Origin of the sequence: Halalkalibacter nanhaiisediminis (assembly GCF_007830185.1) — a bacterium.
GTDB lineage: Bacteria > Bacillota > Bacilli > Bacillales > Bacillaceae_D > Halalkalibacter > Halalkalibacter nanhaiisediminis.
Window position 1 is genome coordinate 274,723 of the sequence record NZ_VLKZ01000004.1, and the last position, 13,346, is coordinate 288,068.

A 13,346-nucleotide genomic window follows, 5' to 3' on the forward strand; every position below is an offset into this window, starting at 1 on the left:
GTCGTTAAAAAAGGGTTTGTACAACATTTTGTTGAATAAACGTATTATGACTGTTTTCTCGTATGACTCAGGTCTCATTAGAAAATGGACAAGCAACGAGCAACAGAGTGAGTGAGGCTGAGGTGAACACACTTATGGCGCAGAAAAAGCAATATGTCACAATAAAAGGCACGAAGGAAGGGCTTATCTTTCTATTAGATGATCGCTGCTCTTACGAAAGTTTAGTTGAAGAGCTGATGGAGAAGCTCTCTTCTAAACACTATCAAGATTCAGAAGGACGGGATATTCTAGTTAAGGTAGATGTGGGATATCGTTATCTTCAAAAGAATCAGAGAGAAGAGCTTGAGCACATTATAACAGATGGTCGTAACCTCGCTGTGGATCAGTTTGAGTCTCATGTTCTTTCCAAAAAAGAAGCAGAGCAAATGCGTCAGGAATCACAAACAGTGACCTTAACACGTATTATTCGGTCTGGACAAATTATTAAAGTGAATGGGGACGTCTTACTCATTGGTGATGTTAACCCTGGTGGGGCCATAATGGCAACAGGAAACATCTGTGTATTAGGGGCTCTGCGGGGCATTGCTCATGCAGGGTTTCAAGGCAATGAACGTGCGGTTATTACTGCTTCTCTTATGGCGCCAGCCCAGCTAAGAATTGCTGAGATTATAAAGCAATTTGATGCAGATCAAGATAGTGAGCAGTTGATGGCAAGTGCTTATTTAGATGAACGGGTTTCCTTGCAGATAGGACGAGTTCAACAGCTTGTGCAAACACATCCAGAGCTGGCGAAGTTTGAGGAACAATTGCTAGACTAAGAAAGTGATAGAAAGGGGTCATCAATGTGGGAGAGGCAATCGTCATTACAAGTGGAAAGGGTGGCGTTGGGAAAACAACAACGTCAGCTAATATTGGCACTGCCCTTGCGCTGTCGGGGAAGAAAGTATGCTTAGTGGACACAGACATCGGACTCCGTAATCTTGATGTTGTCATGGGTTTGGAAAATAGAATCATATATGACCTCGTTGATGTAGTAGAAGGACGCTGTAAGCTAAAACAAGCTCTTATTAAAGATAAGCGATTTGACTGTTTGTATTTACTTCCAGCTGCACAAACAAAAGATAAGTCAGCAGTCGAACCAGATCAGATGAAGGAAGTCATAGATGAATTGAAGCAAGATTATGACTACGTGCTTATTGATTGTCCTGCTGGTATTGAACAAGGTTTCAAAAATGCAATAGCAGGTGCAGATAAAGCCATCGTTGTCACCACACCTGAAGTTCCTGCTGTGCGCGATGCTGACCGTATTATCGGTTTATTAGAACAGAAAGATATTGAGTCGCCAAAATTGATTGTAAACCGCATACGAGGCCATATGATGAAAAATGGTGAAATGCTTGATGTGGATGAAATTGCATCTATTTTAGCAATTGATCTACTTGGAATTGTCGTTGACGATGAAGAAGTCATTAAGCATTCTAATAAAGGCGAACCAATTGCCCTTCATACAACGAGTAAAGCTTCGATTGCATATCGTAATATTGCTCGTCGGATTCTTGGTGAAACAGTTCCGCTGATGTCTTTTGAAGAACAAAAAGGAATGTTTGCAAAGATCAAGCAATTTTTCAGTGTAAGATAAGGATACTATTTAGCAGTGAAAAAGCTCCTAATCTCTGACTCTATCAGAGAATTAGGAGCTTTTTTTCTGTGTGAAAGTTGGTTCGTTTCTAGTTAGATAGAAAAAGAATCATGCTTTTTCATTCTAGGTTTAGAGTGAAGCACATGAAAGTTTTATTATTTTAAACTGATAAATTATATAGTGATCAATGTATCATCTAAAAATGCTGAGACGGACTGACGAAATTTATGTATAGAAAAAGGCTTATGCAAGTACTCGATGGTTATAGTTGTTGTTTGAACTCGTTCTTGACGGCCAGTCGTCATAATTAGCATAGGCACTGAGCTTCGTTTTTCGAGTTCACTGACAAAGTCTGTAATCTGCTCAGCATAAATTTGATCACTAATGATAACTAGCTGATTTGAAAAAGTATCCATTTCTTGGAGGTAAGCCTGTCCACTTGTATATAAGTGGACAGTGACACCGATTTGCTTCAAGTGATAGTCCATTAATGTCGCATGACTTGGTTCATCTTCAATTAATGCAACCGTTAATGAGTTCATGATGTCCCCCGTTCTTGTAAACTAAGTGTAAATTCTATTTTTTATAGTAAATTTTTATTTGAATCATTGCAAGGGATTTACTATCTATTTGTGTTGATTGTTTGAATGATAGTAATCGTCTGGATAACAGCAAGGCCTTTTGATGAGAGAAATCGTTAAAGATAAATAGAGTATGAGAAAGAAGAGAGGTTTACCTGATGTAGGTTTCCCTCTCATTTTCATTAGCTTCGATGTTGTTCGTATTTATTTGGCTTGGACACGCGTGCTAACCATTCTTGCTCGTTTTCTGTTAACGGTTCGTCGTTAACAGCTTCTATGCTTTCTTCAATTTGCTGCGGATTACTTGCCCCAGCTACAACCGATGCAATAACGGAAGAGGATAGACAGTACTTTAGAGCGGCTGATTGGAGGGTACGTTTGCCCTCTAGTCCTTCTTCTAATTGGTTGCGGAGGGTGATTAGCTCATCAAACGAATAATCAAGATAGCCATTTGCAGCAATCGCTTTAGATAGTTGAGTAAGTGGACGTTCGGTTAGTATTCCTTTAGCAAGTGGACCACGTGCGACGACACTTACCTTATGCTGCTCTAGCAATGGAAACAGCTCTTCTGGTCTGCGATCAAGAAGGCTATATTGCATCATAATACTAATAATGGATGAACGTTTTACGTATTCTTTGATCACATTTGGACGAATGGAAGAAATACCGTAGTAGCGAATAATGCCTTCTTGCTTCAATTCTTCAAACGCTTCAATTGTTTCGTCGATATTATCTTCAATGGTTCCGCCGTGAAGCTGATACAAATCAATGTAATCGGTTTTCAAGCGTTGTAGGCTATCTTTAACAGCTGCTTGAATATGTTTTTTTGAAGGATCCCATGTCCAACCTTCATTTCCTTTTTCAAAACGATTCCCAGCTTTAGTCGCAATAATTAATTCTTTTCTCTTGGATTTAATGATGTCCCCGATCATTTCCTCGTTCATACCTTGATCATATAAATCAGCCGTATCGAGATAGTTGATTCCTCCGTCAAGTGCAGTATCAATGATTTTGGCCGCTTCATTTTTATTTGTCCCAATACTCATGCAACCTAAACCAATTTCACTAACATATAAATCAGACTGGCCTAATTGGCGTTTTTTCATCTCATTATCTCCTCTCAAGTATTATCTCTTCCTCAATCCCTATTATGTCATATAGAAAACGGACAAGTCATATAGTGAAACAAATGAGCTCGTAAAAAGGGTGGGGATCTAATGTCCAAGCGATTAAATAAGGTGCGTAAAGAATTAGAAATGAGAAGAAGACAAATTGATTATAACGTAAAAAAGCGTGAGAGACCGGCTCCGCTGCTTATGAATCGTCACGAAGAGGATAGAGGAGAATTTGATTTTCTTGATCAGAAAGAAGACCATCGTTTTGATGCACCAAATGTTAAATCACATGATTTCTTTTTGTTCCGTATGTTGGCATCCGTTTGCCTGTTTCTAATAATCGCCATTTTATTTAGATCGAACGTACCTCAGCTAGACGGGGTCAAACAGTTTGTTGTGCAATCATATGAGCAAGAGTTTCAATTTGCTGAAATTGCTAATTGGTATGAAGAACAATTCGGTCGTCCGTTAGCTTTGGTTCCAATTCAACAAGATGTAGCACAAGGTGATCCAAACGAACAAGTTGAAATGGCCTATGCTATGCCGGCAGCTGGAGTGATTCGTGAAGGGTTTGAAAAAACGGGACGAGGTATCTTGGTTGAGACAGGGATGGAGGTGGAAGTGGAAGCTGTAAAAGGAGGTTATGTCATAGCGGTTGGGGGAGGAGATGAAGAAAGCCTAGGTAAAACAGTGACTGTGCAACATTATGATGGGACAGAATCCCTCTATGGCATGCTAGATGAGATAACGGTTAATATCTATGATCATATTCAAGCTGGCAATAAAATTGGCACGGTTTCAACGAATCAAGAAGCTGGGAAAGGTATCTTTTACTTCGCTTTGAAAAAAGACGACGATTATATTAACCCAAGCGAAGTTCTACCATTTGATTGATATGCAAGCACTCCTTTCTAAAATCAAAATCAATCCGTTGTTCTGGTTCGTTATGGGAATTGGGGTTGTGACTGGTTATTTTCGAGAGGTCTTGATGGTTTTTACCATTGTTTTTATTCACGAAATGGGGCATGCGTTTGCTGCTCATTTTTTCAAATGGAGAATCCATAAAATCGAGCTTCTACCTTTTGGTGGTGTAGCTGAAGTTGAAGATGGAGGGTGCCGTCCTTTTCATGAAGAGTTAATTGTCATTATTTCAGGACCACTTCAACATATCTGGTTAATTCTACTTTCCTATTTGTGTATGCAACTCCCTTTTTGGTCGTTAAGTGATCATCAGTTATTTGTTTGGCACAATCTCATGATTTTAGGATTTAATATGATACCAGTTCTGCCTCTTGATGGTGGACGTCTCATTCAATTATGGTTCACGTATCGATTCTCCTATGTACTAGCATTAACGTATTCTCGCTGGATATCATCAGTTATTCTCGGTGTTCTTCTATTACTAAGTGTAAAATTCTTTCCCTTTCATCTGAATCTATGGGTTGTCCTCTCATTTCTCATTATTGCAAACTATTTGGAATGGAAGCAGCGCCATTACCGCTTTATTCGTTTTCTAATGACTCGTCGTCATGCACAGTCTCATCAACTCGAACACTCTATTATAGTAGTAAGAGATTCAATGCCGTTGCGTGAGGTCATGAAGAAATGTCGTAGAGGACATCAGCATTTATTTACCATTTTTCAGTTAGAAGAAGGAACCTCTCTGACTGTAAAGGAAGAAGAATTATTAGATGTCTTTTTTACTGAAAAGCATCCACAAACTCCCCTTTCTCTTTTAAATCTTGCAGGAATCAGGAAGTAATTAGAGAGCATTGAAGAAGAGAATCATGTACAATAAAGAAAAGATCGGTTGAAAAAGGGGCTAGTCTCAGTGAAAAAGATTTATTTTAATATGGCAACAAGGGAGCGACGTGCTGCTGTTGTGGAACATGAGCGAGTGGTTGAGCTAATGGTCGAGCGTGCGCTACAAAATCGGATCGTTAGTAACGTCTACCGGGGACGGGTTGTAAATGTCCTACCAGGAATGCAAGCCGCATTTGTAGATATTGGGAGAGAAAAGAATGGGTTTCTTTATCGAGATGATTTGCTTTCGTTTCATTTATTAGATGAAGATGAGAATAAAAAGAAGCAACGGAGTATCTCGGAATTTGTGAAGCAAGGTGAGGAAGTCATCGTTCAAGTGACGAAAGAAGGATTTGGAACAAAAGGTCCGCGTCTTTCTGGGGTAGTCTCTTTCCCAGGTCAATTTATTGTGTACATGCCTGAAGGAGGATACGTTGGAGTTTCACGCCGTTTCTCATCAGAAAGGGAACGGGAGCGCTGGCGGAAAATTGGAGATGAGTTAATCGAGGGGAAAGAGGGACTCATTATCCGAACTTCTTGCGAGGGACAAGCAAAAGAGGAGATTGAACGAGAGCTGAAATTTTTGCGGAAATGCTGGCAAGAGCTCTGGAAAAAAGAAAAAAGCAGCAAGGCACCAGCCCTTATTCACCAAGATTCTGGGCTAATTGAGCGGATGATTCGAGATTTTTCTTATGATGATATTGCGGAAATTGTCGTGGATAACATTGATGAATACCAATTATTAAAAGAATTATTAGAACCCTATCCAGCGTTACAAGAGACTCTACGTTTATACAGAGAAAAGGAAAATATTTTTAGTGCGTACGGGATTGAAAAAGAGCTCGAACGTGCGCTTCGCAGACAAGTTTGGTTAAAAAACGGTGCCTATTTAATGATTGATCAAACTGAAGCTCTTACAGTCATCGATGTGAATACAGGTAAATTTACAGGAAAGACTGATTTACATGACACCGTTCGTAAGACAAATAGTGAAGCGGCAAAGGAAATCGCTAGACAACTGAGGTTACGCGATATTTCAGGTATTATTGTGATCGATTTTATCGATATGAAACGGGAAGGGGACCGAGAACATGTTCTTACGGTATTTGAAAAGGCGTTAAAAAATGATCGAACGAAGACGAATGTTCTGGGTATCACTGGTCTTGGCCTTGTAGAAATGACGAGAAAGAAAGTCCGTCAAAATTTACAAGCGAGCCTTTCTAAAAGCTGCCCAACATGTGCAGGCAAAGGTGTTGTCCTCTCAGATGAAGCACAAGCCTTTAAAATCGAAAGGCAGCTATGGGAGCATCGTGGGATGGATGAGGATGCACTAGTACTTGAGCTACCATCGTCAGTTTCGACCGTTCTTTTTGGAGTAAAGGGCGAGCATCTAAAGAGATTAGAAGAAGTACTTGGTTTTCGAATTCTTGTTTATCCAAATAAAAAATTAACAGAAGAAAGCTATGCTATTCGTTATGTTGGTGAATTGAGCGAAGCGACTGCTCAGCTTGAACGATTGAAGGCCAATTAAGCGTTCGATCATCATTGACATTAATGATAAAAACATGCTACAATATCGCTTGTTAGTTATTTGGTCGCACCCAAACGACTACAACCGCACAGAGCAGGTTTTAAAAGGCAATGCCTTACCTAGGATGGCGAGTCTGAGTATATGAGGAGGTGCAAGTATGTACGCAATTATTGAAACTGGTGGTAAACAAATCAAGGTTGAAGAAGGCCAAGAAATCTACATCGAAAAATTAGATGTTGAAGCTGGTGAAACAGTTAGCTTCGCTAACGTTTTATTCGTAGGTGGCGATGAGGTGAAGGTTGGTGCTCCATTTGTTGAGGGCGCAACTGTAACGGCTAAGGTTGAAAAGCATGGTCGTCAAAAGAAAATCATCGTTTGGAAGATGAAGGCTAAGAAGAACTACCGTCGTAAGCAAGGTCACCGTCAACCATACACAAAAGTGGTAATCGAAAAGATTAACGCTTAAGCTGTCTGATGATTACGGTCGACGTTAAACGAAATAGTAAAAATGAGCTTGTCTCATTTACGATGAGTGGACATGCAGACTCTGGTCCGTATGGCTATGATCTCGTGTGTGCTGGTGCTTCAGCAGTATCAATTGGTGCTGTCAACGCTATCGCTTCACTCTGTCAAGTCGAGCTTGACATTGAGATGAAGGAAGATGGCGGCTTTCTCCGCTGTGATGTGCCAACTGGTTTGGATTCCATAACATTTGAGAAAGTACAGCTTCTTCTTGAAGGGATGCTTGTATCTCTCGAGTCGATCGCTGAAGAATACAGCAGTCATATTGAAATCAAAGATAAATATGGGAGGTGAATTCCATGTTAAAAATGAATCTTCAATTTTTCGCATCGAAAAAAGGAGTAGGTAGTACAAAGAACGGTCGTGACTCTCAGTCTAAGCGACTTGGTGCTAAGCGTGCTGACGGTCAAACAGTAACAGGCGGTTCTATCCTTGTACGCCAACGCGGAACACGCGTATATCCTGGTACGAATGTAGGTAAAGGTGGAGACGATACACTATTTGCGAAAGTAGACGGCGTTGTGAAATACGAGCGTGTTGGTCGTGATCGTAAACAAGTGAGCGTATACCCTGCATAATGTTTAAAAAACTTCTAAGTTGCTCAGGCAATTTAGAAGTTTTTTTTACTATGAGAATCAATGATTTAGTTATAACTGATCACTTCGTAAGGAAGAGGAAACTTGGCTAAAAACGCCCACGTCGTGTGGGCAAAATACATACAAAGGGTGAGGATGATGAAAGTAACCGTTGTTGGTTATTGGCACGGATATCCAGAAAAAGGAGAAGCGACATCTGGTTATTTACTTCAACATGATCATTACAACCTTCTACTCGATTGTGGAAGTGGGGTCCTTTCACAATTGCAGAAATATTGTTCTGTAAATGAGCTTAATGCGATTGTGTTATCTCATTATCATCATGATCATCAAGCAGACATTGGCCCATTTCAATATGCGCGTATTATGAATAAAGGAATGGGAAAAGAAATGAATGATCTGACCATATATGGACATCGTGACGAAGAGGCATTTGTAAAACTTGCATATCACGACGTTGTGAAAGCAATGTCGTATGACGATCAAGCACCAATAACGATTGGACCTTTTACGTTCCATTTTTTTAAAACACAACATCCTGTTCCTTGCTATGCAATGCGCATTGAATGTCAAAACCAAACAGTCGTTTACACGGCTGATTCTAGTTATTTTGATGAACTTGCTGATTTTGCAAAAGACGCAGATCTTTTAATAACTGAATGTAGTGGCTATGCGAGCGACCCGATTACACAATTTGGTCATATGACAAGTACATGTGTGGGAAAGCTTGCTGCAAAAGCGAAGCCCACGCATCTTCTCTTAAGTCACCTTCCTCATCACGGTGATCACGAACAACTACGTCAAGAGGTAGCTGAATCTTTTAATGGAACGATTTCACTCGCTAAATCAGGATTAGGAATACGACTTTTATGATAAAGTTTAAAGCTCTACATTTTTTGTGTAGAGCTTTTTTACTGAAAGCTTTGGATTTCTGCTAACTTTTTATCATTTGTATTCATATTTCCACAATTAACATTAGTAAAGAGAAATATGATTATTTTATTAAAAGTATAAGAATCGTTTAGAAAACAAAAGAAAAAGATAGATAAATCACAATGATTGACGCTTACATGAGAGTTTATAATTATTATAGATGGTGTTAAGATACGTTTGTTAATAACGGACCCCGACTTTTGTGAGAGTCAAAAGTCGATTTATACTAATTTAATAGGAAAGAGGTGTTAGGTTGAACATTCAATCTATCAAAGGAGAATGGTTTGGAAATGTGAGAGCCGACGTATTGGCTGGCATTGTTGTTGCTCTTGCTTTGATTCCAGAGGCGATTGCGTTCTCTATTATTGCAGGTGTCGATCCGATGGTCGGGCTATATGCATCCTTCTGTATTGCTGTTGTCATCGCATTTGTGGGAGGACGTCCAGGGATGATTTCAGCAGCAACGGGAGCGATGGCACTTCTCATGGTAACACTCGTTGCAGATCACGGGTTACAGTATTTGTTCGCTGCAACCATTTTAACAGGGATACTGCAAATTTTGTTTGGTGTATTTAAGCTTGCTCGTATGATGAAGTTCGTTCCGCGCTCAGTTATGGTAGGCTTTGTCAATGCATTAGCGATTTTAATTTTTATGACCCAGCTTGAACAGTTTGAAGGAGCTACATGGGTGATGTATGCACTAGTAGCTGCGACCCTATTTATTATTTACGGACTTCCAAGAATCACAAAAGCAGTTCCATCAGCATTAGCTGCAATTGTTGCTATTACGGCTATTGTTATTTTTATGGGTATTGATATCCGCACAGTAGGTGATATGGGTAACTTAACTCAGGCACTACCTATGTTTTTAATCCCTGAAATTCCTTTGAATCTAGAAACATTAATGATTATTTTCCCTTACTCACTTGCACTAGCGATTGTCGGCCTTCTCGAATCGCTCTTAACAGCGAATATCGTCGATGATATGACAAATACTGAAAGTGATAAGAACAAAGAAAGTCGCGGACAAGGTATTGCAAATATTGTTTCTGGTTTCTTTGGAGGAATGGCAGGTTGTGCGATGATTGGTCAATCTGTTATTAATGTGAAATCGGGAGGAAGAGGAAGACTTTCTGCTTTAGTAGCTGGTGTATTTCTCATGTTCCTGATCCTTGTTTTAGGAAATATAGTTGTTCAAATTCCGATGGCAGCACTCGTAGGTGTCATGATTATGGTATCAATTAGTACATTTGATTGGGGTTCAGTTCGTAATATTCATAAGCTACCTCGCACAGATGCACTTGTTATGATTGTAACAGTTGCAAGCGTCGTAATTACGCACAACTTGGCAATTGGTGTATTTGCTGGAGTGCTACTAAGTATGGTTTTCTTTGCAGCGAAGATTTCCAAGGTCCATGTTGACAAAACATATATTAACCACTTAGATAAACAAGTTTATAAAGTCACTGGTCAAATTTTCTTTGCATCTGTTACAGATTTTGTACATCAATTTGACTATAAGCTTGATGTGAAATACGTTGAAATCGATTTGACTAATGCTCATCTTTGGGATGATTCTGCCATAGGTGCAATTGATAAAATTGAGCATAAATATGAGCAGGCAGGCATTACGGTTGAGTTTGTTGGATTAAATGCTGAAAGCGAAAAATTAAAACAACAAATGGGCAGACTTTCAAAGGCGTCAGGACATTAATTAATTTTATTAGAGGACGGTCCACTAAATTTTTTAGTGGACCGTTCTTTTATGTTTTAAGAAAGATCATTCGTATCGTGTCATTTAAGTTTAATGAAATAAACGCTTTACAAGTTGAGACTGCTTAACTACGATGAGAATTAATCAGTAAAAAGAACAAAGGAGGGGTATGATGTTTAAAAATCTTTTGCTTGCGTCAGATGGATCGGATCATTCCTATCGTTCTGCATTAAAAGCAGTTGAACTAGCCAAGCTCTATAAAGGGAAGATCGATGTCATTTATGTGATCGATGAAACAACATCGAAATCAGATGTTCTTATAAACAATAGTAAATATGAAGTTGTGAAGAAACGAAAAGAAAAGCTGGCTGATATTGTAGCGTTATTGGAAAAGGAACACATTGAGTATGAGATTTTTTTTCGCCATGGTGAACCAGGGCCTACGATTGTTCAATTTGCTAATAAGGGGCATTATGATTGTGTGATTGTTGGCAGCCGTGGGTTAAATAATTTGCAAACGATGGTTCTTGGGAGTGTAAGTCATAAGATTGCTAAGCGCGTAGAAGTTCCTGTATTAATTGTAAAATAAACAAAGCTCTCTTAAAAAGTAAAAGATATACTGTAAAAACGCATGTGATTTCTTTACGTAGAACCTCATGCGTTTTTTTGTTTGTAAAAGGACTTTAGAACCTAAGTATGTTCATAAGTGTAAAGTCTATGTTTTACTTTGACCACATGATCGTAAACATCACCCTTTGTATTTACAAAACCTTTACATGAGGATTAAACGTCCTTAATATTAGCATACTATAGTAGAAATTGTGAGAGGGAGAGTACTTTTACACTAACTATTTTCCTACAGAAAAGGGAGGACAATTCATTGAACTCGAAAAAGCTTTTATTGTTTTTAGTCATGGCGGCATTGATGGTATTTGTCGCAGCATGTGGAAGCGGTACTGGAGAAGAACCTGTAGAAAACACAGATGGAAATGGAGAAGAAGCAGCTGAACTAGAAGGTAGTGTTGTTGTAGATGGTTCAGGTACTGTTTATCCATTAATGTCAGTGGTAGCTGAAGAATATATGATTAATGAACAACCAAATGTATCTGTTGAAGTAAGTCGTTCTGGAACTAGTGCTGGTTTTGGGAAATTCCTTGTAGAAAATGGAACGGACTTTAACAATGCTTCACGTGAAATTAAAGAAGAAGAACTAGCAACTGCAGAAGAACTTGGTATTGAAGTAAAAGAAATGAAAGTTGCATTAGATGGACTAACATTTGTTATTAACAAAGAAAACGATTGGGCTACAGATCTAACTCAAGAAGAATTAGTTAAAATCTTTAGTGCTGATGGTGGTGTGACGAAATGGTCAGATATTCGTCCTGAATTCCCAGATGAAGAAATTCATCCAATGGGTCCAAACGAAAACCATGGTACGTATGAGTTCTTTTATGAAAACATTCTTAATGAAGCAGATTTAGTTGAAGGTGTTAACCTTCAACAAGAATACTCTACACTTGTTAATTTGGTATCAGAAGATGTCAACGCTATTGCATTCTTTGGATTTGGTTACTATGTAAACAATCAAGATACTATGCAAGCTGTAAATGTTGATTTTGGTAACGGGCCAGTTGCACCTTCTCTTGATACAATTGCTGAGGATGGTGACTATGCTCCGTTCACTCGTCCAGTATTCACATATTTAAATGTTAATATGGCGAAAGAAAAGCCTCAGGTAAAAGATTTTGCTCTGTATATTGCAAATAATGTGAACGAATTTGCTGGTGAGACAGGCTTCGCTCCATTACCAGAAGAAGAACTTCAATCATATGTTGATTTTCTAGAAGGACTATAATAAGTGAATGATTGAATGCGATAAGATGAGAGCTTCTTGTTAGTTCTCATCTTATTGCTTCTATAAGTTATAAGGGGTTGAAAGGGATGCGCAATGTAACGGAACCAACCAGCGCTAGTAATAAGGGGAACGAGATTAACGTAAGAGAGATGATTAATCAAAAAAAGAACTCTCGAAACATGATAAATGTTTTAGAGAAGATCATGCCTAAAGTTCTTTTGGCTGTTGCTACGATTTCGATCCTTACGACAATTGGTATCTTATATACGCTATTGAGTGAAACGTTCGAGTTTTTTAAAAGAGTACCTATTATTGATTTCTTTACTGGAACAGTACTTAGACCATTAAGTCAAAATCCAGAATTTGGAGTTTTGCCACTATTGACGGGTACGATTATTTCATCCGTTATTGCTATGTTTGTCGCAATTCCAATTGGTCTTATGACCGCAATTTATTTAAGTGAATATGCATCAGATAAAGTTAGAAGAACATTAAAACCACTATTGGAAATACTTGCTGGTATTCCTACTATTGTTTATGGATTTTTTGCTTTTACCTTTGTTACTCCGATTTTAAGAGAAATTATTCCAGGACTTCAAGCAACAAATATTCTTAGTCCGGGAATTGTGATGGGAATTATGATTATACCAATGGTAGCATCCTTGTCAGAAGATGCAATGAGTTCTGTTCCCAATTCGATGAGAGAAGGAGCTTTAGCATTAGGATCAACAAGATTGGAAGTTACTAGGAAAGTTATTATTCCTGCAGCTATTTCTGGAATTATCGCTTCATTTGTTTTAGGCATTTCGCGTGCGATCGGTGAGACAATGATCGTAACAATTGCAAGTGGTAGCTCCAAGAATTTCACTTTCGACATTACACAATCTATGCAAACAATGACTGCATATATTGTTGAAGTAACTGGTGGCGATGCTGCTGCTGGTTCTACTATATATTACAGCTTATATGCTGTTGCCATGACACTATTTGTGTTTACTTTTTTAATGAATTTACTTGCAAGGTATATCTCTCGTCGCTTTAGGGAGGAATATTAATA

Annotated in this window: 15 protein-coding genes and 1 other annotated feature; of the genes, 13 read left to right on the forward strand and 2 right to left on the reverse strand. The window is 38.7% G+C overall.

Annotation, left to right across the window (positions count from 1 at the left end; translation table 11 throughout):
- Positions 1–134: 134 nt before the first annotated feature.
- Together minC and minD are read left to right on the forward strand one after the other, a co-directional pair.
- On the forward strand, positions 135–818 hold the full coding sequence (minC, locus tag IQ10_RS08835) for a septum site-determining protein MinC (protein WP_144450126.1): 684 nt from the start codon (positions 135–137) through the stop codon (positions 816–818).
- Between the two features lie 26 nt (positions 819–844).
- Positions 845–1,639 (forward strand): septum site-determining protein MinD, encoded by a 795-nt coding sequence (gene minD, locus IQ10_RS08840; protein WP_144450127.1) that lies wholly within the window; start codon positions 845–847, stop codon positions 1,637–1,639.
- 173 nt (positions 1,640–1,812) lie between these two features.
- Here minD and IQ10_RS08845 read toward each other — a convergent pair whose 3' ends face one another.
- Positions 1,813–2,181 carry a response regulator gene (locus IQ10_RS08845; RefSeq protein ID WP_144450128.1) on the reverse strand — a complete coding sequence of 123 codons (369 nt, stop codon included), beginning with the start codon at positions 2,179–2,181 and terminating at the stop codon, positions 1,813–1,815.
- Positions 2,182–2,402: 221 nt separating this feature from the next.
- Complete coding sequence (locus IQ10_RS08850) at positions 2,403–3,326, reverse strand: aldo/keto reductase (protein WP_144450129.1); 924 nt, start codon at positions 3,324–3,326, stop codon at positions 2,403–2,405.
- A 111-nt stretch (positions 3,327–3,437) separates the two neighbouring features.
- On the opposite strand from IQ10_RS08850, the gene IQ10_RS08855 reads away from it, so the two are divergent.
- The 11 genes from IQ10_RS08855 to pstC all read left to right on the forward strand — a co-directional run bounded on the left by IQ10_RS08855 (position 3,438) and on the right by pstC (position 13,344).
- Complete coding sequence (locus IQ10_RS08855; protein WP_144450130.1) at positions 3,438–4,229, forward strand: M23 family metallopeptidase; 792 nt, start codon at positions 3,438–3,440, stop codon at positions 4,227–4,229.
- A gap of 1 nt (position 4,230) precedes the next feature.
- The gene (locus tag IQ10_RS08860) at positions 4,231–5,097 is read left to right on the forward strand and encodes a M50 family metallopeptidase (protein WP_144450268.1); all 867 of its coding nucleotides are present in this window, start codon (positions 4,231–4,233) and stop codon (positions 5,095–5,097) included.
- 69 nt (positions 5,098–5,166) lie between these two features.
- Positions 5,167–6,669, forward strand: coding sequence for an Rne/Rng family ribonuclease (locus tag IQ10_RS08865; RefSeq protein WP_242009796.1), 1,503 nt, complete (start codon positions 5,167–5,169; stop codon positions 6,667–6,669).
- Between the two features lie 72 nt (positions 6,670–6,741).
- Positions 6,742–6,814, forward strand: a sequence feature (ribosomal protein L21 leader region).
- Positions 6,815–6,826: 12 nt separating this feature from the next.
- The gene (gene rplU, locus IQ10_RS08870) at positions 6,827–7,135 is read left to right on the forward strand and encodes a 50S ribosomal protein L21 (protein ID WP_144450131.1); all 309 of its coding nucleotides are present in this window, start codon (positions 6,827–6,829) and stop codon (positions 7,133–7,135) included.
- Positions 7,136–7,143: 8 nt separating this feature from the next.
- Complete coding sequence (locus tag IQ10_RS08875; protein ID WP_144450132.1) at positions 7,144–7,485, forward strand: ribosomal-processing cysteine protease Prp; 342 nt, start codon at positions 7,144–7,146, stop codon at positions 7,483–7,485.
- 5 nt (positions 7,486–7,490) lie between these two features.
- Complete coding sequence (gene rpmA / locus IQ10_RS08880) at positions 7,491–7,769, forward strand: 50S ribosomal protein L27 (RefSeq protein WP_144450133.1); 279 nt, start codon at positions 7,491–7,493, stop codon at positions 7,767–7,769.
- 156 nt (positions 7,770–7,925) lie between these two features.
- Positions 7,926–8,660, forward strand: coding sequence for an MBL fold metallo-hydrolase (locus IQ10_RS08885; RefSeq protein ID WP_144450134.1), 735 nt, complete (start codon positions 7,926–7,928; stop codon positions 8,658–8,660).
- 313 nt (positions 8,661–8,973) lie between these two features.
- Positions 8,974–10,434, forward strand: coding sequence for a SulP family inorganic anion transporter (locus IQ10_RS08890; protein ID WP_144450135.1), 1,461 nt, complete (start codon positions 8,974–8,976; stop codon positions 10,432–10,434).
- 172 nt (positions 10,435–10,606) lie between these two features.
- Positions 10,607–11,023, forward strand: coding sequence for a universal stress protein (locus tag IQ10_RS08895; protein WP_144450136.1), 417 nt, complete (start codon positions 10,607–10,609; stop codon positions 11,021–11,023).
- Between the two features lie 291 nt (positions 11,024–11,314).
- Positions 11,315–12,289, forward strand: a complete 975-nt coding sequence (locus tag IQ10_RS08900) for a PstS family phosphate ABC transporter substrate-binding protein (RefSeq protein WP_144450137.1) — start codon at positions 11,315–11,317, stop codon at positions 12,287–12,289.
- Positions 12,290–12,375: 86 nt separating this feature from the next.
- Positions 12,376–13,344, forward strand: coding sequence for a phosphate ABC transporter permease subunit PstC (gene pstC / locus IQ10_RS08905; protein WP_144450138.1), 969 nt, complete (start codon positions 12,376–12,378; stop codon positions 13,342–13,344).
- The last annotated feature ends 2 nt before the right edge of the window (positions 13,345–13,346 follow it).